This is a genomic window from Bradyrhizobium sp. SZCCHNRI20481 (genome assembly GCF_032485055.1).
Lineage (GTDB): Bacteria > Pseudomonadota > Alphaproteobacteria > Rhizobiales > Xanthobacteraceae > Bradyrhizobium.
Genome location: NZ_JAUEUE010000005.1, coordinates 337501 through 361437 on the forward strand (window position 1 = coordinate 337501; position 23937 = coordinate 361437).

General features: G+C 63.3%; 13 protein-coding genes and 1 pseudogene. 12 read left to right on the forward strand and 2 right to left on the reverse strand.

The window, feature by feature from the left end; translation table 11 throughout:
• Nucleotides 1-298 precede the first annotated feature (298 nt).
• From QX132_RS10425 to QX132_RS10450, 6 genes are all read left to right on the forward strand, one after another.
• On the forward strand, nucleotides 299-2458 hold the full coding sequence (locus QX132_RS10425) for an exonuclease domain-containing protein (protein ID WP_316161005.1): 2160 nt from the start codon (nucleotides 299-301) through the stop codon (nucleotides 2456-2458).
• 219 nt (nucleotides 2459-2677) lie between these two features.
• The gene (locus QX132_RS10430; RefSeq protein ID WP_315773815.1) at nucleotides 2678-3634 is read left to right on the forward strand and encodes an ArdC family protein; all 957 of its coding nucleotides are present in this window, start codon (nucleotides 2678-2680) and stop codon (nucleotides 3632-3634) included.
• Nucleotides 3635-3744: 110 nt separating this feature from the next.
• Complete coding sequence (locus QX132_RS10435) at nucleotides 3745-5868, forward strand: ParB/RepB/Spo0J family partition protein (RefSeq protein WP_316161006.1); 2124 nt, start codon at nucleotides 3745-3747, stop codon at nucleotides 5866-5868.
• A gap of 205 nt (nucleotides 5869-6073) precedes the next feature.
• Complete coding sequence (locus QX132_RS10440; protein ID WP_316161007.1) at nucleotides 6074-10381, forward strand: strawberry notch-like NTP hydrolase domain-containing protein; 4308 nt, start codon at nucleotides 6074-6076, stop codon at nucleotides 10379-10381.
• Nucleotides 10381-11433, forward strand: coding sequence for a toprim domain-containing protein (locus QX132_RS10445; protein WP_316161009.1), 1053 nt, complete (start codon nucleotides 10381-10383; stop codon nucleotides 11431-11433). Before QX132_RS10440 ends, QX132_RS10445 begins: the two co-directional genes overlap by 1 nt.
• 340 nt (nucleotides 11434-11773) lie before the next feature.
• Nucleotides 11774-12709, forward strand: a complete 936-nt coding sequence (locus QX132_RS10450) for a DUF2493 domain-containing protein (RefSeq protein ID WP_316161011.1) — start codon at nucleotides 11774-11776, stop codon at nucleotides 12707-12709.
• Nucleotides 12710-13013: 304 nt separating this feature from the next.
• Here the strand turns inward: QX132_RS10450 and QX132_RS10455 are convergent, their stop codons facing one another.
• Nucleotides 13014-13958 carry an AraC family transcriptional regulator gene (locus tag QX132_RS10455; protein ID WP_316161013.1) on the reverse strand — a complete coding sequence of 315 codons (945 nt, stop codon included), beginning with the start codon at nucleotides 13956-13958 and terminating at the stop codon, nucleotides 13014-13016.
• Nucleotides 13959-14213: 255 nt separating this feature from the next.
• On the opposite strand from QX132_RS10455, the gene QX132_RS10460 reads away from it, so the two are divergent.
• From QX132_RS10460 to QX132_RS10485, 6 genes are all read left to right on the forward strand, one after another.
• On the forward strand, nucleotides 14214-16091 hold the full coding sequence (locus QX132_RS10460) for an AMP-binding protein (RefSeq protein WP_316161015.1): 1878 nt from the start codon (nucleotides 14214-14216) through the stop codon (nucleotides 16089-16091).
• Between the two features lie 22 nt (nucleotides 16092-16113).
• On the forward strand, nucleotides 16114-17085 hold the full coding sequence (locus QX132_RS10465; protein WP_316161017.1) for an ABC transporter permease: 972 nt from the start codon (nucleotides 16114-16116) through the stop codon (nucleotides 17083-17085).
• 42 nt (nucleotides 17086-17127) lie between these two features.
• Nucleotides 17128-18141, forward strand: a complete 1014-nt coding sequence (locus QX132_RS10470; RefSeq protein ID WP_015663990.1) for a sugar ABC transporter substrate-binding protein — start codon at nucleotides 17128-17130, stop codon at nucleotides 18139-18141.
• 79 nt (nucleotides 18142-18220) lie between these two features.
• A complete protein-coding gene (locus QX132_RS10475; protein ID WP_015663991.1) occupies nucleotides 18221-20338 on the forward strand; it encodes an ABC transporter permease in 2118 nt (705 codons plus the stop codon).
• Nucleotides 20335-21429: a hypothetical protein gene (locus tag QX132_RS10480; protein ID WP_316161018.1), complete on the forward strand. Its 1095-nt coding sequence runs from the start codon at nucleotides 20335-20337 to the stop codon at nucleotides 21427-21429. The genes QX132_RS10475 and QX132_RS10480 overlap by 4 nt, the downstream gene beginning before the upstream one ends.
• Nucleotides 21426-22922, forward strand: coding sequence for a sugar ABC transporter ATP-binding protein (locus tag QX132_RS10485; protein ID WP_316161020.1), 1497 nt, complete (start codon nucleotides 21426-21428; stop codon nucleotides 22920-22922). The genes QX132_RS10480 and QX132_RS10485 overlap by 4 nt, the downstream gene beginning before the upstream one ends.
• 545 nt (nucleotides 22923-23467) lie before the next feature.
• On the opposite strand, the pseudogene QX132_RS10490 reads toward QX132_RS10485, so the two are convergent.
• Nucleotides 23468-23591 (reverse strand): annotated as a pseudogene (locus QX132_RS10490) (DUF736 family protein); the annotation flags it as partial.
• Between the last annotated feature and the right edge of the window lie 346 nt (nucleotides 23592-23937).

A 23937-nucleotide genomic window follows, 5' to 3' on the forward strand; every position in this document is an offset into this window, starting at 1 on the left:
CACGATCCTTCGAATAGGGGTCGTGCTTGGCTCGCCTCGAGATGAAAATCGAGCGCGCCTTTTAGTCATTCCAATGCAGATTCCTCGATGAGTCCGTCGATCAGGAGGGGCGCGCATTCGCCTGATGATGGCGAGGGCTCAAGCGGCACTCACTTGACAAATCGGGGCAGGAAAGAACAAAAATAGAACGGGGTGGCCGCACCGTCAAGAGAGCCCAATGCCCACCCTCACCTCAGAAGGCCTGAAGGGCTGAACCGCGCTACGCTGCGCAACAGAAGGCATGAAAAGAGCGCCCCGGATGAAGCCGCAAGTTCTTCCTGTCTATTACTATCTCGATCATTTCACGGAGATGCTCGGCTTCGTGAAGAAGACTTACGGTGCTGTCCTGACCCCGGAGCACCATGTCTTCATCGAGCAATTTGACGGTCTTCCCAGGGATGCACAATGCCTTCTTGTCCGCATGGTCAATCGGCGGGGAGCGATGTTCAATCGCACGCTCTTCAAATATCCAGAGATTGCAGATGTTGAAGCCGCGGCTCGGCATCTGCTTGCCAGCGCCCATGCTCGTGTTCTGCAGGTCGACGATTACGCCGCTTTCGTAACATGCTTGCCCAAAGACACCCTTGTGACGGCGGCGCATGCATCCGGAAGATCCGATATTCGTAAATCCTGGTCGAAGTCCAAGCTCATCGAATACTTTCTCGCCAATGTTCCTTTTGAGGTCGCTGCTCAGCATTGTGGCGGGAAAAACTTCATCGCGCTTCACAACACGAGGCCGATCGAATTTCTGCTCTATCTCTATTTTGGCAAGACGGAGCGGGATCTCAAGACCTTCGCGCTACGCGATCTCGGCATCATGCGCACCAACAGTGCGACCTCGTTCAGTGCACGCTTTGCGGATGGCGATGAAGCCCACGCCTGCTTTCACTATAGTAGCCTGCTCGACCAACTCGAGACCGAAGCCGAGGCGATCTATCGCCAGGGAGTGGTCGACCTGCTCGGCGGACCGCCAGGTCCGACAGATTACGCTCAGGATCTGAGAAGCCGCGCGGCCTTCAAGCTTGGCCAGTTCTTCGAGAAGGGCGCCGATACTGCGCTCGCGCTTCAACTTTATCGTGCCGGTTCGTCCCCCGAATGCCGCGAGCGCCTCGTGCGCCTTCACTACAGTCTGGGCGCGAAAGGCGAATCTGAAACGCTTCTGCGCCAGATCATTGATGATCCGGCGAGCGACGAAGAGCACGTTTTTGCGGTTGACTTCTATGCGCGCAAGTTTGGCGGTCAGCGAACGGGGCTTTGCACGCAGCTCCTGCGCTCGGGGCGCGTCGTCGCGGTCGACGACACACATCGGGGCAACCCGGAGGCCGGTGTCGCTGGGGTCATGCGCCGTCAGGGCAGTCAGGTGTACTTTGCCGAGAACGCATTGTGGCACACCCTGTTCGGCCTTCTGTTCTGGGATGAGCTGTTCGAATCCGGTCAATTGCACAGCGGCTTCGACTGGGTCCCGCAATGTCTCAAAGACCGCATGTTCATCCGATTGTTCAAGGCCCAGGTGGACGTGAAGCTTGCCGCCGTCCGATCGGGTGATGCCCTTCCGCTGATCCTGCGTGCGCTCGCTGCGCACTGGGGGCGGCCCAACGGCATCTTCAATTGGGATCGCTTTCAGATCGAGGCCGTCCGTACGCTTCTCGATCACGCCAGCCCTCACGGCGTTGCCGCGATCTTGCACGCGATGTGCGAGGATTTTCGTGCGATGCGCGACGGATTCCCTGATCTGATGCTGCTTCGCGATGGCGCGGTCTCATTCGTGGAGATCAAGGCAGAGGGTGACGTCATCCGCCGCAACCAGCTCACACGCCTGCGGCAACTGCAATCAGCCGGGCTCCAGGCAGAGATCTGCAGGGTCGAGTTTTGCTTCGACCCCGGGCAGGATTACATTGTTGTCGATATCGAGACGACCGGGAGCTGGGCCTCTGGCGACCGCATAACCGAGATTGGCGCGGTCAAGATCCGCAATCATCAGGTTGTCGATGAGTGGCACTCCCTGCTCAATCCTCAGCGTCCCATTCCGGCAAATATCACCCGGCTCACGGGCATCACAAACGAGATGGTTCGCGATGCTCCGGTTTTCGCATCTGTTGCGGACAGCTTTCTCGAATTCATGGGTGACGGCGTCTTCGTCGCGCACAACGTCAATTTCGACTATGGCTTTATCGCTTACGAGTTCAGCCGTCTCGATCGAAAGTTCCGCTTTCCAAAGCTTTGCACCTGCGCCGGAATGCGACGGCGATATCCCGGCCATAAGTCCTACGGGCTCGGAAATCTGTGCCAGATCTATGACATCGAACTCGAGAGCCATCATCGCGCACTCTGCGATGCGAAGGCTGCCGGCCAGCTGCTCAATCTGATCAACAGGAAGCGCGAAAGTGAGGGCCCGCTGGCGGAGGAACAGGCCGCTTAAGGATGCGATGCTGTCCCCAGGGAGGCAATACGCGTGTACAGCTCACCATCCCGGTGGACGTCAAACGGCGATGTCCTCCCGGAAGCTCCGGAGGGAATTCATGGGCCGTCCGCCCTGGATGGGCGTGAAGCTCGTTGAGAGCAAGAGTGCAGGCCGGGTTGGCCGTGACGGGTTGGAAGTGGCGAGAGGGTTCCGCCGCGCCCGTCGCGGAGATCCGCGATGCAGGGACGGAGACTTGGTGCGCGCGCCGGCGAGAGCCGGGCGAGCCTCTATGAGGAGATCACGAGCAAGATCATCGGTGAGCTGGAGGCTGGCCGGGTGCCCTGGGTTCGGCCATGGGGGACGCAAGCGGCGAAGGCTCAGCTGGCCTTGCCACGGAATGGGGCTACGGGTCGGCCGTACTCGGGGATCAACGTTCTCATCCTCTGGGGGGCAGTCATCGAGCGCGGGTTGACGGGCCAGAGCTGGTTGACCTTCCGGCAAGCTCTCTCGCTCGGCGGTCATGTCCGCAAGGGCGAGCGCGGCGTCTCTGTCGTCTACGCCGACCGCTTTGTGCCATCGGATGAACGGCAACGTGCCCGCGAGGTCGGCGAGGAGGCGCAAGCCATTCCGTTCCTGAAGCGGTTTACTGTATTCAACACCGACCAATGCGATGGTCTGCCAGATGATATCGCAACCGTGGCACCGCTTCCGCCGCCGGGTGTCATGGAGCCTGTGGTCGAGACCCTGATTGTCAACAGCGGCGTCGACTTCCGGATCGGGGGTGATCGTGCGTTCTATGCGCCAGTCGAAGATTTCGTGCAGGTGCCACTGCCAGCGGCGTTCTTCGAGCCGATCAACTGGTACCGCACCGCTTTGCATGAGCTCGCCCATGCGAGCGGTCATGCCTCGCGGCTGAATCGGGATCTCTCGGGTCGGTTCGGCAGCCGCAAATACGCCTTCGAGGAGCTGATCGCCGAGATCGCAGCCGCCTTCAGCTGCGCCGCGCTCGGCATCGTGCCGACCGTGCGCCATGCCGACTATCTCGGCTTCTGGCTCGACGTCCTGCGCGAGGATAGTCGCGCCATTGTCCGGGCGGCAAGCCAGGCGAGCCGCGTGGCTGACTATCTCCTCGGCTTTGCACCGAGTGCTGCTGGCCTCGCCCAGCCAAGCGCTCCGGATCGCGTACCCGCGTGAAGCCTGCACGCTTGGGCGAACAGAGGAGAGGGAGAGGGCGAGAGGTGCTCTGCGACGGGTTGAAGGCCTGAGAGAGAGGCTCCGGGCCGCCCGTCGTGGAGAACGAAGACATGACCAAGGCCGCTCACAAGATCACGCTGTCGCCATCGCGCGACATTCCTTTCAACAAGCTCGTGCTCAGCCAGTCCAACGTGCGCCGGATCAAGGGCGGCGTTTCGATCGAGCAACTGGCCGAGAGCATCGCCGAGCGGACGCTGCTGCAAAGCCTGAACGTTCGGGCTGTCCTCGATGCCGAGGGCAGGGAGACCGGGATGTTCGAAGTGCCCGCGGGCGGCAGGCGCTACCGGGCGCTGGAGCTCCTGGTGAAGCAGAAGCGAATGGCGAAAACGCAGGCTGTGCCTTGCGTGGTGCGCGATTCCGGTTCGGCCCTGGACGACTCGCTCGCCGAGAATGACCAGCGTGTCGGCCTGCATCCCCTGGATCAATTTCAGGCGTTCCAGGCCCTGCGTGACGGCGGCATGGGAGAGGAGGAGATCGCGGCGCGGCACTTCGTGACCGTTGCGGTCGTCAAGCAGCGGCTGCGGCTGGCCGCGGTCTCGCCGGCGCTTCTGGACGTCTACGCGGCCGACGGCATGACCCTGGAGCAGCTGATGGCGTTTTCGGTGACGTCGGATCATGCACGCCAACAGGAGGTCTGGGACAAGGTCAGCCGTTCCGGCGGCGATACGCCCTACCAGATCCGGCGGCAGCTCACCGAGCAGACGGTTCGGGCGTTCGACCGCAGGGTCCAGTTCATAGGGCTGGCTGCCTACGAGATGGCCGGTGGCGCTGTGCTGCGGGATCTGTTCGAGGCCGACGATGGCGGCTGGCTCCACGATGTCGCGCTGTTGGACCGGCTCGTGGCGGAGAAGCTGAAGGCGGAAGCGGAGCGGATTGGCCTTGAGGGCTGGAAGTGGATCGCGGCCGCCGTCGACTTCCCTTTCGGGCATACTCATGGCTTGCGCGAGCTTCACGGGCAGCCGGCAGAGCTCACCGCCGACGAGCGGGCGACCATGGAATCGCTGCGGACCGAGCAGGCCAGGCTCGAGGCCGAACACGGTCAGGCCGATGAACTGCCTGAGGATATCGATCAGCGTCTCGGTGAGATCGAGGCGGCGCTGCAGTCGTTTGACGAGCGGCCGATGATCTTCGATGCAGCCGAGATGGCGCGCGCTGGCGCGTTCGTCAGCATCGACTCGGAAGGCCGACTGCGCGTCGCCCGCGGTTTCGTCCGACCCGAGGATGAGGCCGTGGTGTCGGAAGATGAGCCGGAGACCGAAGCTGGTCACGACAGGGGCACTGCGACCGCCATTCCGGATATGGAGGGCGGGGTGCCGGCGGCGACAATCGTCATCGGTCACGGCGAGCAGGAAGCGCCCGCCGACGCGGAGGATGTCGAGCGGCCGCTCCCCGACCGGTTGATCAGCGAGCTCTCGGCGTATCGCACGCTCGCCCTTCGTGAGGCACTCGGCCGAGAGCCATCCATCGCCTTCAAGGCGGTGCTGCACACCTTCGTGCTCGCGGCCTTCTATCCCTACGGGTCAGTCTTCTACTGCCTGGAGATCTCGCTGCGCACCCCGAGCTTCCCGGCGCAGCCGCCGGGCCTGCAGGACAGCGCTCCGGCAAAGGCGATCGCCGCGCGTCATGCGGCCTGGAAGGCGAAGCTGCCGGCCAACGACAAGGACCTCTGGGCAGCGTTGACGACGATGGACGGAGCGGCCCAGGCAGAGCTGTTCGCCCATTGCGCCGCGCAAGCGGTGAACGCGATCTTTGAGCCGGCCAACCGCGTGCATCAAGGCCGCCTGTCCGCCCACGGCGTCCGCGGGCGCCTCGAACAGGCCGACCATCTGTCGCGCGCCGTCGGGCTCGACATGATCAGCGCCGGCTGGAAGCCAACTGCCGCCAACTATCTCGGTCGCGTCACCAAGCACCGCATCCTGCAGGCCGTGCGAGAAGCGAAGGGCGAAGCGTCGGCGCAGCTCATCGAGCATCTGAGGAAGCCGGACATGGCGCGTGAAGCCGAGCGGTTGCTTGAAGGCAGTCGCTGGTTGCCCGAGCCGCTGCGTGGCGCGGATGCCGAGGTAACGCAGGCGGCCGATGGCGTCGATTCCGCTAGCCTGCCGGCGTTCCTCAGTGAGGATGAGGAGGCGACGGAAGGCGCTGACGACGTGGAGGAGATAGTTGCCGCGGAATGATCAGCTTGCCTTCGCGGCCGATCCCAACCTGAAGAAACCGAAGTGCAAGCCCGGTCAGATCGGCCGGGCTTTTTTCATGGAGGTCACTGTCTCGTCGAGCAGCTCGAGAGTGAGAGAGGCGGAGCAGCGCGATTGAGTCCGCCGGACCGGAGAGAGCGTTCGGCGGAGCTCTTCCGTGTTCCGCTCTCCTTGAAGGTTCCTCGACATGATCACCGAGACGAACTGTCCGGCTGCGCCCTTCGCGCTGCTTGCGCGCGCCAAGGCCGTCCTTCGTGCAGCCGAGCTGCTGCTGCCAAGCCTTACCCGTGGCGAGCGGATCGATGCCAGGTGCCTGCGCCTGGCCATGCAGACCGCATTTGGCGCCAGTGACGCCGATGGAAGCTGGGATTGGAAGACGGCCTACGACGCCTGTGAGATCGCCTCTGTCCTATTCCTCGTCAAGCACGGTCCAGCGATGATCAAGGCCAGCAAAGGCACTCCCCCGGCCATGCTGCCGATGGTCGCAAAGGTCGCGGCCCTACTTCCGAGCCACACCAGGCGCTCACTCGAGAGCCAGAGTCTTCAGCAGTTCTCGACCCCGCTGCCATTGGCGTTCGCTGCGGCCGCGGCGGCGCAAGTGACCTCGGCCGATCGGGTGCTCGAGCCATCGGCGGGGACAGGAATCCTGGCCGTCTTTGCGGAGCTTGCTGGCGGCTCGCTTCTGCTCAATGAGCTCGCTGCAAGTCGCGCAGCCTTGCTCGATCTGGTGTTCGCGGGTCTGACCGTGACCCGCTTCGACGCCGCGCAGATTGATGATCATCTCGATGCGGCCTTCGTTCCAAGCGTGGTTCTGATGAATCCCCCGTTCTCGGCGACCGCGAGTGTGGACCGTCCGCTGGCCGATACGGCGTTGCGCCATGTGTCTTCGGCCCTCGCACGTCTTGGAGACGGTGGGCGACTGGTCGCAATCACGGCCGCCGGCCTTGCGCCCGACAATCCGACCTGGACGGATGCCTTCGTGCATCTGCAGGAGCGCGGTCGTCTGGTGTTCTCCGCGGCGATCGATGGCACTGTCTATGCGCGGCAGGGCACGACGACCGCCACACGGATGCTCGTGATCGACAAGCGCCCAGCGCCGGACGCTCGTGTGTTTCCGCAATCTGCCGGGGTGGCACCTGATGTCAGGACCTTGCTCGGCTGGATCACGGCGCTCGTGCCACCGCGGCCGCCGATGGCCAGCCGGTTTGTCGCTCAGGTGGGTCAGCGTGCAAAAATTCGTTCGAGACGGGATCTGGATCCCGCATGCTCCTCTCCATTGCCGACTTCCAGTGAGCCTGAGGGCTGCGAGCTTGCCTACGACATCGTGGATGAGGTCTCCGACGAAGGAACTCGTCTGACTGACGCGCTCTATGAGACGTATCAGTTGCAGTCGATCCGGATTCCGGGCGTGCAGCCTCATCCTACGAAGCTCGTGCAGTCGGCGGCGATGGCCTCCGTCGCACCGCCAAAGCCGTCCTATCGGCCGCATCTTCCGGCCAGGATCGTCACCGAAGGCGTGCTGTCCGGCGCGCAGCTCGAGAGTCTCATCTTTGCTGGCGAAGCGCATGGTGGATTCCTCGCCGGCTTTTGGACGGTCGACGAGACCTTCGACCAGGTCCGTGCGGTCGGCGAGGACACGGAGACGGCGGTCCGCTTCCGGCGCGGCTGGTTCCTCGGTGATGGCACGGGCGCCGGAAAAGGTCGCCAGGTCGCCGGCATCCTGCTCGACAATTGGCTGAAGGGCCGGCGCCGGGCGGTCTGGATCAGCAGGTCCGACAAGCTGATCGAGGACGCGCAGCGCGACTGGGCAGCGCTCGGTATGGAGCGGCTTCAGGTCACGCCGCTGTCGCGCTTCCGCCAGGGGGCGCCGATCCGGCTCGATGAGGCCATCCTTTTCACGACCTACGCCACGCTGCGGACCGACGAGAAGGCCGAGAAGCTTTCCCGCGTGCGCCAGATCGTCGACTGGGTGGGACGGAATTTCGATGGCGTGATCATCTTCGACGAGAGCCATGCGATGCAGAACGCTGCAGGCCACAAGGGCGATCGGGGCGATCAGGCGGCTTCACAGCAGGGCCGCGCCGGATTGCGGTTGCAGCATGCGCTGCCCAATGCCCGCATCGTCTACGTCTCGGCGACAGGCGCGACCACCGTTCACAATCTGGCCTATGCCCAGAGGCTGGGACTGTGGGGCGGCGCGGATTTCCCGTTTGCGACGCGGGCGGACTTCGTGGCGGCGATCGAGCAGGGCGGCGTCGCGGCCATGGAGGTGATGGCGCGCGATCTCAAGGCCCTCGGGCTTTATGCGGCGCGCTCGCTGTCCTTCGAGGGCGTCGAATACGAGCCGCTCGAGCACCGGCTCACGGACGAGCAGGTCAGGATCTATGACGCCTATGCCGAGGCGTTCGCGGTCATTCACAACAACCTCGAGGCCGCGATGCAGGCGGCCAACATCACCGGCGCAACCGGCACGCTGAACGCCCAGGCCAAATCGGCCGCGCGCTCGGCCTTTGAGTCGGCCAAGCAGCGCTTCTTCGGGCACCTCCTGACTTCGATGAAGACGCCGACGCTGATTCAGGCGATCAAGCGCGATCTCGATGCTGGCCACGCCGCGGTCGTCCAGATCGTCTCCACAGGTGAAGCCCTGATGGAGCGCCGGCTGGCCGATATCCCGACCGAGGAGTGGGGCGACGTCCAGGTCGACATCACGCCGCGCGAATATGTCCTCGATTATCTCGCCCATTCCTTCCCGGTCCAGCTCTACGAGCCGTTCACCGATGGCGAAGGCAATCTGTTGTCGCGTCCGGTCACTCGCGATGGCCGGCCGGTCGAGAGCCGCGAAGCGGTCGCTCGCCGCGATCAGATGATCGAACATCTCGCTTCGCTCGCCCCGGTGCCGGGTGCGCTCGACCAGATCGTTCAGCGCTTCAGCACGGACATGGTCGCTGAGGTCACGGGCAGGTCGAGACGGATCGTCCGCGTCCGCGATCGGATGGTGGTCGAGACGAGGGCGACCTCTGCCAACCTCGCTGAGGCCGCAGCGTTCATGGATGATAGGAAGCGCATCCTGGTGTTCTCGGATGCCGGCGGCACAGGCCGCAGCTACCACGCCGAGCTCTCGGCGACGAACAAGCGGCTGCGGGTGCATTATCTACTGGAGCCAGGCTGGAAGGCGGATGCCGCGATCCAGGGGCTTGGCCGGACCAATCGCACCAACCAGGCGCAGCCACCGCTCTTTCGCCCTATCGCCACCGACGTGAAAGCCGAGAAGCGCTTCCTGTCGACGATCGCGCGCCGGCTCGACACGTTGGGCGCGATCACCCGTGGCCAGCGCCAGACCGGCGGACAGGGACTGTTCCGGCCGGAGGACAATCTCGAAGGCCCGCACGCCCTCGATGCCCTGCGTCAGTTCTATGGGCTGCTCGCCCGTGGGCAATTGGGGAGCTGCTCGCTGCAGCGGTTCGAGCAGGCCACGGGATTGAAGCTCACGGACGAGAACGGCCTTCGCGACCAGCTGCCGCCGATCACGACATTCCTGAACCGGCTGCTGGCGCTGACTATCGAGCTGCAGAACATCCTGTTCACGGTGTTCGAGCAGTTGCTCGCGGCGCGGATCGAGAGCGCGATCGCATCCGGGACTTTCGATGCCGGTCTGGAGACGCTGCGTGCAGAAAGCTTCGTCGTCATGGAGCGGCACACCATCAACACCCATCTGGCAACAGGTGCCGAGACGCATCTCGTCACCATCGCCCAGCGTGACCGCAACCGGCCGATGCCGCTGAACGAGGCCTTGGAGCGGCTGCTACAACGCCGCGCTGTTCCCGTGACCCATGTCCGCTCGGGCCGAGCGGCGATCCAGGTGCCGGCGCCGAGCTGGTTGCTCGACGATGGCGAGATCGAGCAGCGCGTCCATCTGATCGGACCGATGCGACGCCAGACTCTGCCGCTCGCCAGGCTGGCCGAGCATGATTGGGCCGAGGCAGACCGCGAGCAGTTCAAGGCCGGCTGGAGTGCGGAGCTCGCATCCATTCCGGAGTTCACGACCACCACGATCTACCTCGTCACAGGGCTGCTACTGCCGATCTGGAAGCGCCTCCCCCAGGAGTCCGCGCGGGTCTACCGGCTCCAGACCGACGCGGGCGAGCGTATCATCGGCCGCAAGGTGCCACTCAGTTGGGTCACCGCAGCGTCGACCGAGCGACCTTCGCTCGCTCCCGATGACGTGTTCACATCCGTGCTGCGTGACGGCTACGTACTCGATCTTCATGAGGGCTTGCAGCTGCGGAGGGTGCGCGTCATGGGCGCCAACCGGATCGAGCTCTTGGGCTTCCCTGCGGGCTTACGGGATTGTCTCAGGGCCTACGGGCTGTTCAGCGAGATCATCTCGTGGAGGCTGCGGATGTTCGTGCCGACCGATGCAGGCGGCCCGGCGATCCTAGCCAGCGTTCTGGAGCGGTTTCCAATTGCTGAGGTCCGCGGGCGGGAGCTGTCGTGATGTCAGACGACGCGTCTGAACTGGCGCGCCGCCTTGCGCGTGAGGCCGAGGCGGTGTGCCGTCACTATCTGTCCAACGGCAGACGTCAGGGACGTTACTGGTTGGTCGGTGACGTCAACAACACGCCGGGCCGATCATTGTTCGTGCGATTGCACGCCTCATCGAAGGGGCCGGCCGGCAAATGGACGGATGCTGCGACCGGGGAGCATGGCGATCTGCTCGACGTCATCGGCTCGGTTTGTGGCCTGAGCAGCTTTCACGAGGTTGCCGGGGAGGCGCGCCGTTTTCTGAAGCTGCCGGACTGGGAACGCAAGCCTCCAGTCGGTGCTGTGAATGCCGTGCGCCCCCGCGACTCCGCCAGAGCGGCTCGCCGGCTGTTTGCGATGGGGCAGCCGCTGTCTGGAACGCGCGGCGAGGCCTATCTTGCTCATCGCGGTATCGACCCGCGTGCAGGCACTGATGGTCTACGTTTTCATCCACGTTGCTACTATCGGCCGGACGATGCCTCCGATGTCGAGACATGGCCCGCGCTGATTGCCGCTGTGACGGACCTCGAGGGGCGCATCACCGGGGTTCATCGCACCTGGCTGGATCCCGATGGCTTCGACGATCGCAGGCTTGGCAAGGCGCCAATCGACACGCCGCGGCGGGCGATGGGCGATCTGCTTGGGCATGCCGTGCGCTTCGGGACCGCCAAGGACGTGCTTGCGGCCGGCGAGGGCATCGAGACCATGCTGTCGTTGCGGACGGTGCTGCCGACCTTGCCGGTTGCTGCTGCGCTCTCGGCCAACCATCTGGCGAATCTGCTGTGGCCGGCCACGCTGCGCCGGATCTACGTCGCTGTCGATGCTGATGCTGCTGGTATCGCCGCGGCAGAGACGTTGACGACACGCGCGCTGGACGCCGGTATCGAGGCGATCGCATTATGCCCTCACCTGGACGACTTCAACGAAGACCTACGCGTTTTAGGGACAGCCAAGCTCCTGGACGTCTTGCGTCATCAGCTGCTGCCCGAAGATGCCGAGCGCTTCGTGAGCGCGGCTGCGACCTAAACGTCGGCTCGACGCTGGAGAGTCGTTCGGCGCTCGCCGCACATTGTCGGGACAAGAGGATCTCGTCAGGGCGTCAGAGAGCCGCGCCGGGGCCTTCTGAGAGGCGATCGGACGGCAGGCGGTCCGGTCCGGCAATGGCGGTGCGTGGCTATTTTCCGCCGGCCCGCAGGCGGGCCTTTGCATCGCGAGGCAAAATAGCCGCGCACACCGCCATCCTCCGCTGTCGCTCCGGCCCGCTGCTCGAAGGGATCAGCGGGTTCTGGTCCGGTCCTCCCGCCGTCTTGGAGATCGCCATGGAAGGCCGCGATCGACGCGGTCACCGAACATCGACGAGGTCCCCATGTCCGACCAGCAAGACGAGATGCGTGAGCCGCACGATACGCAGTCGAGCACCGACAACGCCCTGACCGAACTCCAGCTGTACGGCTACCGCCCCTTCGACGATGAGCCTGATCCTCGGCCGCTCCCTGAAGGCAGGGTCATCGCCGGCGCGGTCGCCGATATCTTCGACGCCCTGGTCGCGACGCTCTCGGAGACGCGCCTCGAGCCTGAGCTGAAGGAGCTCTTGTGGTCAACGGTCAACCTGTTCCACCGTGCCACGATGCGCATCGAGCGCGAGCTCGACGACAACGAGCAGGCGCAGCGCTCGAGTCAGCGCGAGCAGAACGGCTCGGAGGTGCGCTCGGTCGAGCTCGAGCGCCTGACGTCGGAAGGACTGTCACTGGTCGAGCGTCGCAACGCCATGGAGCTGTTCCGCGATCTGGCCGCCGAGGCCTTCGAGCTCCATACGCGATCGCCGTGGCGGCCGCGCTCGGGATCGCAGGTCAGCCATCGCACGCTGACGGCGGCCATGATCGACTCCCGCGATTTCCTCGCTGCCAAGCATCGGGCTGAGACGGAGGTCATGCTGCCGCCAGGCCCCAAGATCGCGCTGACCGGCGGACCGGACTTCAATGACGTCGCACTCATCTGGGATCGTCTCGACAAGGTCCACGCCAAGCATCCCGACATGGTCCTCCTGCATGGCGGCTCGCCGAAGGGGGCCGAGCTGATCGCCAGCAAATGGGCATCGAACCGCAAGGTGCCGCAGATCGCGTTCAAGCCCGATTGGACAAGACACAATAAGGCCGCCCCCTTCAAGCGCAATGACGCCATGCTGGCGACGCTGCCGATCGGCGCCATGGTCTTCCCGGGCTCCGGGATCCAAGGCAATCTCGCTGACAAGGCTCGCCGCCTCGGCATTCCCGTCTGGACCTTCGGGCAAGGCGGCGCGTGAGCGCCGTCAACTGTGCAGGTCCTTTGCGTTCGTCCAAGCGGCTGCGGCGACATCCCAAGCGACTCCTGCGCTCGGCATCGACATGTATGTCTGCTTGAATGCGTCGGACCTGGTGGCGCAGAGTGCATGGTGGTCGCTGACCGCCGCGACGCTGTGCCGGCCTTGATGTGCCTTGCGATTGGCGGCACAATTGCTCGAAGGTCGAGCTGTCGAGTGAATCGAGGTTTGATGGTCGCGTGGGCGGCGCGGACGTGCTGGAGCTCGGCGCAGTGCCTCATGAGCCGCTCGGCCACTGAGCATCGGCCTATCGTCGGCGTAGCTCGGACGGGCTATGCCCGAACTTCCGCCGGAACACGGTGCTGAAGTGTGACGAGCTGCTGAATCCCAGCTGGTAGGCGACCTCAGTCACCGACAACGCGCGCTGCTCAAGTCGTGTCAGCATATCGTAGGACCGTTGCAGGCGCCGGTCGAGAATCCACTCCGACACCGACATGTCCGTGAGTCGAAAAAGATAGTGCAGGTGTCTGAGCGAGACCCCGTTGTTCCGTGCGATCTTTTCGAGCGAAAGGTCGTGGTCGGTGAGATGCTCCTCGATCCAAGCTTTGACAGAGCGCAGGCGGGCTTTCTGAGCCGTGGCGTCCTCGGAAAATTGGTCCTTGTCGCCCATGTCCAGGGCGAGAGCCAGAACATCCATCAACTCGTCGCCCAGCCGCGACCTCGCCGCTTCATCGACCGACGATGCTTCCGATGCCAACGTCGAACAGAATTCGGCGGCGATCCGGCCAAGACCGCGTCCGGTCGCAATAGTCATCGCAACCGGGATCCGGTTCTCGCTGAACCGCGACGAGAATTCCTTGCGCGGAATCTCGAGGTAGAGGGATCTAACCTTCCCGACGCACTCCAGATCGTAGGCTTCGGCCGCGGAGAAAATTGCGCCGACGTGCGGATTCGAATGCAGCGTATGGCCTGCCTGCAGGACGTTGATCTTGCCCTGTTGAACGAATTCGACGTAGTAGCAATCCTTGTCGAGCCTGGCGATATGCCGCTCCCGTCGTGATATCCGCTGCTCCGACAGCAATACGTCGGTCATCGTCAGCACGCCAAATCGTGCTTCTCGGATGAAGCCCTGATAGTCGGACCGTTGCTCGGCCTCGACGTCGACATGGACATAGACGTCGCAAATGGCGCCTTGCCAGGCAGCGTAGCGCTTGGAAGGCTCAAGGCTTTCCGTTGTGAACACGAGCTCCATCGGTCATCCATCGCGAGCAGCCCAAGCTGCATTTTGCATCGCACAAGGACCGTTCCGCAATTCTAGTTGCCCAGCGGCTCTACGCAAGCCAACTTTGCGCGGCCATGCAAAAGCTTTGCGCTCCGAGGCAAGCGTCACTCGGGGCGGCAAGCTAAGAGAACAAAAACGGGAGGAAGCAGTCGCGGATGCCGATGCGGGCGTGCGTGATTTGCCGTGCCAGGGACTGCAGCAATGGGGGGAGGCCTGCCTTCACCGATGACGACGAGGTTCACGCGCCCTGTCGGCTCCATCGCTGATATCGTGGCGCTGGAGCGGCTGCCATATGACGCCCTCGTACCTGCGCGAAATCTGTATCACCTGTTCGAGGCGACCGCCCGATTGCATCCGGATCGGCAGGCACTGACCGTTCTGACACCTCGTGAATCCCGCGAAATCAGCCTCACTCACCGTCAATTGCTTGCCGACATATCCCGCGCGGCGAACTTGTTCCGGGCGTCCGGCATCAGACCGGATGGACCGACCGTTGCATTCCTCTGCCCGAGCCTGCCGCAGGTCTTTCCGGCCTTGCTCGGCGCCCAGGTCGCCGGCATCGCGAGCTCGATCAACTATCTGCTGAACGAGGACGCGATCGTCGATCTCCTCGAAGCGCAGAATGCAGCGTTGCTTGTGATCCCTTCGGAAGCCGACGATCCGGCGCTCTGGCACAGGGCGAACAAGGTCGCCGCACGGGTCGGATCTTTGCAGAAGATTCTCGTTCTAGGCGAGAGTCGCGATGCGAACGGCCGAATGGCCGTCTTTGACGAAGCCGCTTCGAAGCACCGAGATGCGCTCGATTTCGAACCGTCAACTGATCGGCGGTCGGTGTGCGCGCTCTTCCACACGGGAGGGACGACCGGACGTCCAAAGCTCGTCCGCCTGACACATGGCAACCAGATCCACGCCGCATGGGGCTTCGCCCAGGTTCACGGGCTCGACGAGTTGGACATCGCGCTGAACGGGTTTCCGCTGTTTCATGTCGGCGGCACCATGACTGCAGGTCTGTCGATTCTCGCCGCTGGCGGCCACGTGATCATTCCGTCACCCTACGGTCTGCGAGTCCCGGAGGTCATCCGCGACTATTGGTACACCGTCGCACGACATCGCGTGACGATCGTGAGCGGCGTGCCGACCTCCATTGCGGCTTTGGCGGAGGTGCCGATTGGGTCCTGCGATATCAGCTCGGTCCGGATGGCGCTGACTGGAGGTGCGGTGCTCCCGAAGGCGGTTGGTGACCGTTTCAAGGCCAGGACGGGAGTGAGGTTGTTCGAGACTTACGGGATGACGGAGACCGCGGCGGCGATCGCGTTCAACCCGGGTCGCGGCGAGCCGCTTCAGGGCAGCGTCGGATTCAGGGCGCCGTTCTCGCGAACGAAGATCGTGGCACTGGGCGACCCGGAGCTGAGGAAGGAGTGTCCTCCGCTCACGAGCGGGCTGGTGCTGGCCAAGGGCCCGCAGGTATTCCCCGGATACGTCGATCCCACGCACAATGTCGGCGTCCTGACCGACGATGATTGGATCGTGACCGGCGATATCGGCTACCTCACCGCAGACGAGCGGCTGGTTCTCACAGGTCGGGAGAAGGACCTTATTGTTCGGAGCGGCCACAACATCGATCCCGCCGCCATCGAAGATGTCGCCAATGCATATCCTGGCGTGCAAATGAGCTCTGCCGTTGGCATGCCCGACGCCTACGCTGGCGAGGTGCCGATTCTCTTCGTTGTGCCGTCGCCTCAGCAGACGATCGAGCTCGCGCGGCTCTGCGACTACCTCGAGCAGAATGTCCACGAGCCCCCCGCGCGCCCGAAGCGCGTGGTGGTGCTTGACGCGCTTCCAGTCACCGCCGTGGGCAAGATCTTCAAGCCGACGCTTCGCGATCTCGCCGTGCGGGAGAAGGTCAGGACGGAAGTCGATCGGATATTCGGTCCTGAAACCGCGGCAGACATCCAGGTCAACAAGGACGACAAGCTCAACACGGTCGTCTGCATTGCGGTCGAAACGATCGACGAGGTCGCGCTGGGCCGGCTTGCAGAGAGCCTGTCGGCGTTGCCGCAGACCTATCGCATTGAAGCGACACCGCCACGCGGGCGGGCGTAGTTGGGAATTGGTGAGAGCAACGATGAAGCACCTTCGGCTTGGTCAACAGGAGATCGTGTTCGCCGTCTTCGCGACGCTGTTCCTGGCCTTCTCGATCTTCCTCAAAGGCTTCCTGACCGCCGACAACATGCTGACCCTGCTGCAGAACGTCGCCGTTCTCGGCATTCTCGGCCTGGCGATGGCCGTTGTCGTCATCGGGCGCGGCATCGATCTTTCGCTGATCGCTGCCCTCGCGGTCCCCGGCGGGCTCGTCCTGCAGATGGTGCAGAACGGTCACTCGTTGCCGGCCTCCTTGCTCGCCGCCGGCCTCCTGGCCGTCGCCATCGGTCTCGTCAATGGCTGGCTGATCGCCTATGCGGAGGTGCCGCCGCTGTTTGCAACGCTCGCGACCGGGCTGTTTGTGGCAGGGCTTGGGCAAGCGGCGTTGTTCCAGCTCGACGTCGTCCAATGGAGCGACGGCATGGCGGGATTCGAGCGGCTCGGGCAGGGCAGCATCCTTGGCATCCCGACGTCGATCGTGATGTTTGCGATCGCCGCAATCGCGGTGTTCGTTCTGCTGCGTCAGACCCGTTGGGGGGCCTTTATCTATGCGGTTGGTGACAATCCGTTCGCCGCACGGGTGACCGGCATTCCCTCGCGCCCGATTGTCGTGCTGCAATATGTGCTTGCGGCGGTGATCGGCTGCTTTGCCGGTCTCGTGATGGCGGCATCCGTCAACTCGATGCCCACCCGGATCTTCAACTCGACCATGATCTATGACGTGATCCTCGTCGTCGTGCTCGGGGGCATCGGATTGTCCGGTGGCCGCGGCGGCGTCGTGAACGTCATCATCGGCACCCTGCTGATCGGGACCATGCTGAACGGCATGACGATTCTGGATATTCCCTATGCCGGACAGAACCTGATCAAGGGTGTCGTCCTGCTGATCGCGGTGATCACGGATACGATCTTGAATCCGCGAAATGAAGAAACGGCCCAGCAAGGCGACATCTAGCTCAGTCCGAAAAATGAAAACATCAAACGGGAGAAAACGACGATGCGCACGCATAGCTTAGCACTTGGAAGTCTGGTGGCGGTGACGCTCGCGGCGGCTGCGGCGCCGGCGCTCGCGCAGCAGGGGCTTGACGAGCCCTTCCAGAAGACCTTTCGCGAGGCGCTTGCCGGCAAGACGGTCGCCTACGTGCCGGTCGCCATGAATTTCGATCTGACGGAGGGCTGGTACGCGGGCCTGAAGAAGGAGCTCGAACCCTACGGCGTCAAGTTCGAGATTCGCGATCCCAACTGGAACACCAACGCGGGGGCGCAGGCCGTCACCTCGCTGATCTCTGAGAAGCCGGCGGTCATGGTGATCCACAATCCCGACGTCCAGACCTATGCCAAGCTGTTGCAGCGCGCCGAAAACGAAGGGATCTACGTCATCCAGATCAACATGGGATCAGCCTATCGCAGCTCCGCGTTCGTCGGCGCGAACTGGATCGAGATCGGCGAACGACAGACCGAAGGGGTGGTCAAGGCCTGCCAGGGCAAGTCGAACAAGATCGCGATCATTCAGGGGGCGCTGTCCGCGGCCGCCAGTGCCTACACACTCAAGGGCGTCGAGAACGTTCTCGCCAAGCATCCTGAAATCAAGGTGGTGTCGAGCCAGGCGGCCGATTGGGATGCGGCGAAAGCCAAGGCCATCACGCAGACCGTCCTGAAGCAGAATCCCGACCTGTGCGGCATCGTGGGCTTCTGGGATGGCATGGATATCGGCACTGCCGCTGCGATCAAGGAGGCCGGGCTCACCGGCAAGGTCTTCCTGGCAACATCGGGCGGTGGAGAGCGCAAGGGCGCCTGCGAGCTCGTGAAGAACGGCTCGTTCGATCTGAACATGAGCTACGACGTGCCGACGCAGGCGGCGCAGATGGCCGGAACGATCAAGTGGCTGCTGTCCTCGGGGGTGAAGGCGGGCTCGGTCAAGGGCTTCGAATACAGCACGCTCATTCCGATCACCAAGGAGAACGCTGACTCCCAGACGTCGTGCTGGAACCTCTCCGATCTCAAGAAGTGACGACGCTCCGCGGCGCGCGTTCCGGCTCGGCCGGGACGCGCATCAAGACGATTGCATAGGCAGTACCCATGGAAGGCAGATGCGCGAGACATTGACTCGGCTGCGATATCGCTACTGGCCCGACCATCTCCTCGGCGAGATCTTGTCCAAGAGGTGGACCGAAACCGCCGTTCCTGTGCTTCTGCTCCTGATCGTCGGCTTCGCATTGAGCCGGGTCCTGGAGCACTTTCTGTCCCCCGCGAGTCTCGCCGACACCGCGCGCCAGGCCGGAGAGATCGGTTTCATCGGTCTCGGAATGGGGCTTGTGGTCATCGTCGGCGGCATCGACCTGTCGGTCGGGTCGATGTTTGCCCTGACGGATTTCTGCGCGCTCTATCTCCTGGACGTTCTCAATTGGCCCGTTCCGGCAGTGGTCGTCGCGACCATGGTCGTCGGCGGGCTGCTTGGCGCCGTGAACGGGGTCTTGATCGGATATCTGAGACTTCGCGCCTTCATCGCCACGCTGATCACGCTGATCATCTATCGCTCGGCGTTCGATCTGCTGATTCAACGCTATTCGAATGCCATCGCGTCATCGCTTCCAGATATCCCCTCGTGGGATTTCATTGGCGGCGGGGATGTTCTGGGAATCCCGAGCGTCGCGCTGCTCTATGTCATCGTCGCCATCGTCGGCCATGTCTTTCTGACGCGGCTGCGGCCCGGCTGGCACATCACGGCGATCGGCGGATCGCGCCGCTCGGCCTACAATTCCGGCATTCCGGTGCGGCGGACCATCGCGCTCTGCTACGTCGCGAGCGGCGTTCTGACCAGCATCGGTGCGTTGTTCTTTGCCGCCCGCCTCGGAACCGTGGGCGGCGACATCGGCGTCGGCCTCGAGGTGATCGTCCTGACTGCAACCGTCCTCGGCGGCATCACGCTCGGCGGTGGCAAGGGTTCGGTCGTCAAGTCGCTGGTCGGTGTGCTCATCGTCCTCCTGATGACCAACGGCTTGACCGCGATGAACGCGCGCGGCGGCGTCAACCGCATGGCGCTCGCGACAATCCTCCTGGCGGCCGCAATGGTCGATATACGCTGGCAGAAGAACCGTAACCGGATCATCAGCAAGGTCTACGTTGCCCCGACCTATCATGCGCTGCCGCCGCCCCCCCCGACCGAGATCGGCAAGGGCGGACCGTTCGAGCAGAACGACAAGCTTCGCGATGTGTCTCTCATCGGGCTCGGACGGATCGAGGCGCCGGAGGATGTCATTCTCGACCGCAACGACGTGCTCTATGCCGGCTCCCGTCACGGTGACATCATCCGGTTCTTTCCGCCGGACTACGAGCGGATGGAGGTGTTCGCCCATATCGGCGGCCAGCCGCTCGGAATGGCGTTCGACCGCCAGGACAATCTGTATGTCTGCATCGGCGGTATGGGTCTCTACCGCATCACGCCCGACGGAACCGTGGAGAAGGCCACCGACGAGACCAACCGAAGCCTGTATTCGGTGAATGACGACAGCCGTCTACGGCTCGCCGACGACCTCGACATCACCGATGACGGACTGATCTTCTTCTCCGAGGCGACCGTTCGCTACGAGATGGACGAGTGGCCGGTCGACGGGCTGGAGGCGCGCGGCAACGGTCGCATCATCTGCTACGACACGAAGAGTGGAACGACCCACACCGTGCTGCGCGGACTTAAGTTTCCGAACGGCGTCGCTGTTGCCAGCGACGGTCAGTCGATCTTGTTCGCGGAGACCTTCGGCTGCTCGATCAAGCGATACTGGTTCGCAGGTCCGAAGAAAGGCGCGGTCGAGACCGTCATGGACAACCTGCCGGGCTATCCCGACAACATCAATCTGGCGTCGGATGGCAACTATTGGCTGGCGCTGGTCGGCATGCGCAGCCCTTCGCTCGACTTGGCGTGGCAGATGCCGGGCTTCCGGCGGCGCATGGCCAAGCGGGTGCCGATCGACGAATGGCTATTTCCGAACATCAACACCGGGTGCGTCGTCAAGTTCAACGAGCAGGGCCAGATCCTGGAATCCCTCTGGGACCTCAAGGGCGTCAATCACCCGATGATTACCTCGATGCGGGAACACCGCGGTTATCTCTATCTCGGCGGCATCGCCAACAACAGGATCGGGCGCTTCAAGCTGGAGAACGCCGATCCCGACTTCGTACACTACGATACACGCTGGAGGAGGCATTCGTGATCGCCGCCATCCGTGAATTCGCAAACCGCTTGCTCGGCCGCGGCGATGCGACCATCACCGTTCCGTCGTTCGACGGGGCGCTGAAGGCCAATCAAGTGCTGGAGGCAGCCGAAACGCTCCTCGAATGTGAAGCACCGGAGGATATTGCGTCCGACGGCCGCTCCCTTCTCATCGCCGACGGCGCGCGACTCCTGCGTTGGGCCGGATCGTCGCCTACGGAGATCCGCAGATTCGCGCGGCCGATCTCCGCGTTGGCGATGCTTCCGTCCGGCGGTCTGGCCGTTGCGATTGGCGGTACTGAGGTTCATTTCTATGACGACATCACCGCCAAGACCCCGGTCTCGACATTTACCGGTGAGTTGCGCGCCGTCAACGCGCTTGCGCCTGCAGGCGACGGCACCCTGATCGCAACCGATGGTTCGTCATCGTATGAGGTCGGCGATTGGGCGCGCGACCTGATGGAGCTCGGTGATACCGGCCGTGTCTTCAGGCTCGATCCGCGGACGCAGACGATGCAGCAGCTTGCGGGCGGGCTTCGCTACGCCTTCGGTGCCGTCGCAAACGGCAACGACGTGCTGGTCAGTGAAAGCTGGCGGCACCGTCTGGTCTCGATCGCACCCGGCGGCACGCGCACGGTCGTGCTCGGTCACCTGCCGGTCTATCCCTCCCGGCTTGCACCGGCGCATGGCGGCGGGTTCTGGCTGACGGCCTTTATCGCCCGCACGCAATTGGTCGAGTTCGTGCTGCGCGAACCGGCCTACCGGCGTCGCATGATTGCTGAGATCGAGCCTGACTATTGGGTGGCACCACGGATCAGGTCCGGCCAGTCCTTCAAGGAGCCGCTGCAGGGAGCGCACATCAAGACCATGGGTGTCATGAAGCCGTGGGCTCCCCCACGGTCTTACGGACTCGTCATCCGGCTCGGTGCCGACGGACTGCCGGTTTATTCGCTTCATAGCCGCGCTGATGGCGTCAATCACGGCATCGTCGCTGCCGTCGAATTCGGCGGCGACCTCGTCATGATCGCAAAGGGGCCGGGCAGGGTGCTCAGGCTGCCCCTTGCAACCCTTGGCCGGGAGGTCCTTCCATGAGCGAGGTCATCCTGTCCCTGTCGAAGGCAACCAAGCTGTATGCCGGCGTGCCAGCGATAGAGGGCGTCGATTTCGAGCTGCGGCGGGGCGAGATCCACGCGTTGGTCGGCGAAAACGGCGCAGGCAAGTCGACCTTGACCAAGGTCATGGCCGGTGTCGTGGCCTTGACGTCAGGTGCAATGACGGTCGATGGCGTCGCGGTGTCTCCCAGAACGCCGCTGGAGGCGCGGCATCTTGGCATCGCAATGGTGTTTCAGGAAAACAGCCTGGTGCCGACGATGACCGTGGCGCAAAACCTGTTTCTCGGTCAGGAGCGATTCTACAATCGGCTGCGCGGCATCTACATCGCGGCTCAGCAGTTCCTCCAATCTCTCAATTTCGACGTCGCGCCGACGGCGACCGTCGGCGGCTTGGGCGCGGCCAAGAAGCAGATGGTCGAAATCGCTCGCGCCGTGCTGCACAAGGCGAAAGTCATCATCTTTGACGAACCCACGGCGACGCTTACGCCAGAGGAGAAGAAGTATTTCTTCGATTTGGTGCGGGATTTGAAGAGGCGCGGTGTTTCTATCGTCTTCATCTCGCACGCGCTCGAAGAAGCGTTGCTGTTGGCCGATCGCATTACTGTCCTGCGGGACGGCAAGCACGTCGTCACCGACGACGCCTCGGGATTCGATCGAGCGCGCATCGTTCAGGCCATGGTCGGACGAAACCTCTCAAATACGCTCTACGGTGTGCGGAAGGACAAAGTGCGCCCGGCCGGCAGGCGCGTGTTGACAATACAGAATCTCAAAATGGCGCCGATGGTCAGGAACAACTCATTGTCGGTGTTCGCGGGCCAGATCACGGGCGTGTTCGGACTGGTCGGCTCGGGCCGAACCGAGACGTTCAAGATCGTCTCGGGTATTCTGAAGCGTGATTTCTTTCACGGTGGAGAAATTCTGCTCAACGACAAGTCTGTGCGATATCGCGTGCCCGCGCCGGCCGTGAAAGCCGGAATCGCCTACGTCACCGAAGACCGCAAGGTGGAGGGCTTTTTCGAGACGGCCTCGATCGCGCGCAACATCTATTTGGGTCTGCTTGCCAAGTTTCCGGAAGGGCGAGCCTGGTTGTCGCGTCGTGAAAGAAATGAGGTCGGCAAGACCTGGATCGAACGTCTCAAGGTTCGCGCCATCGGCGACGAGGTCAAGGTTGTCGAGCTTTCCGGCGGCAATCAGCAGAAGGTTGTCATCGCCAAATCGTTGATTCAGGATCCGGAGCTGATCATCTTCGATGAGCCGACGCGCGGGGTCGATGTCGGGGCCATCGTCGAAATTCACGAGTTGATCAACAGGCTCGCCGATGAAGGCAGAGCTGTGGTCGTGATATCCTCCTATCTGCCAGAAATTATAGCGCTATCGGATCGGATCCTGGTATCAAGGCAAGGCAAGGTCGTCGAAGAATTCTCGGCGATCGAAGCGACCGAAGAGAAGATCATGTATGCCGCCATCCACTGAACTGCGCGCGGCCTCCAATCGATCAGATCCCTTCAAGCGCACCGACGCCATACCGGAGACACTCCCGATCGGTGTCACGGTTCTCTCCCGGCTCGGGGATCCAGGGCAACCTCGCCGACAAGGCGCTCGGGCTTGGCATTCCGGTGTGGACTCCTGGCCAAAGCGGCGCGTGAGCGCCGTCAATCCTGCAGGTCCTTTGCCTTGCTAAAGCGGCCCGCGCCGCTATCCCAAGCGACTCTCTGCACTCGTCATCGAGATGCATGTCTGCTTGAATCGCGGTGCACGTGGCGGCGCGGGAGCGGTCGTGGTCGTCTGACGCGCTGACCGTGCGACGATACCTGCAATCGGCAGCAATTGCTTCTCGTCACGGCCTCTTGGGCTGGTCTTGCCTGTCGGCATTTACGGCGTGGGTGCGAGCGCGGCGCGGTCGGAACATCCCTGGTTCGTGCTGCCGCCTTGCACCGGCTTTTCGTCTACGAACTGTCCCCGCCAGTCTCGCTGCAAGACGTGACCACGATCGGCCCCCGCGTTCAGCGTGGTCGGGATCACAGGAGCGTAGAGCTCTCGCTGCCCTCGTCTTCGAACAGGCTGGCGTAGATCGGAGCGTTGAAGGAAGGATCGTCGAGCTCTATCGGAGAGATAGTCGCGTCCCTGCTCGAACCGGCTGGACCCCCTTTCGGATCTCGACTGTCCCAGGCCTTTCGCCGGGCGTGACGGACGTTTGGCAGCCAGGGCACACATCGGCACACGCTTTTCTTCTCGGTGGCTTCTGATCTTTCGCCTGATCATCCCGATCTCTTGTGCAGCCTCAGTGCACCATGTCTCTCCCGTGAACTGATCAGGCAGTGACGCACCTTGCCTCGTGATGGCTTGATCTGGCCGAAGGCCGGCTGGGCCTCGATCGCCTGAGCGCAACGCCGCCGGCCAACTTTCTTCCCCTGGACGGAACGTCCATTCCTCGCGGGACAAGAAAGTTGGCCGACGCCGTCCTCCGCTGCCGCTTCAGCCCTTCGGG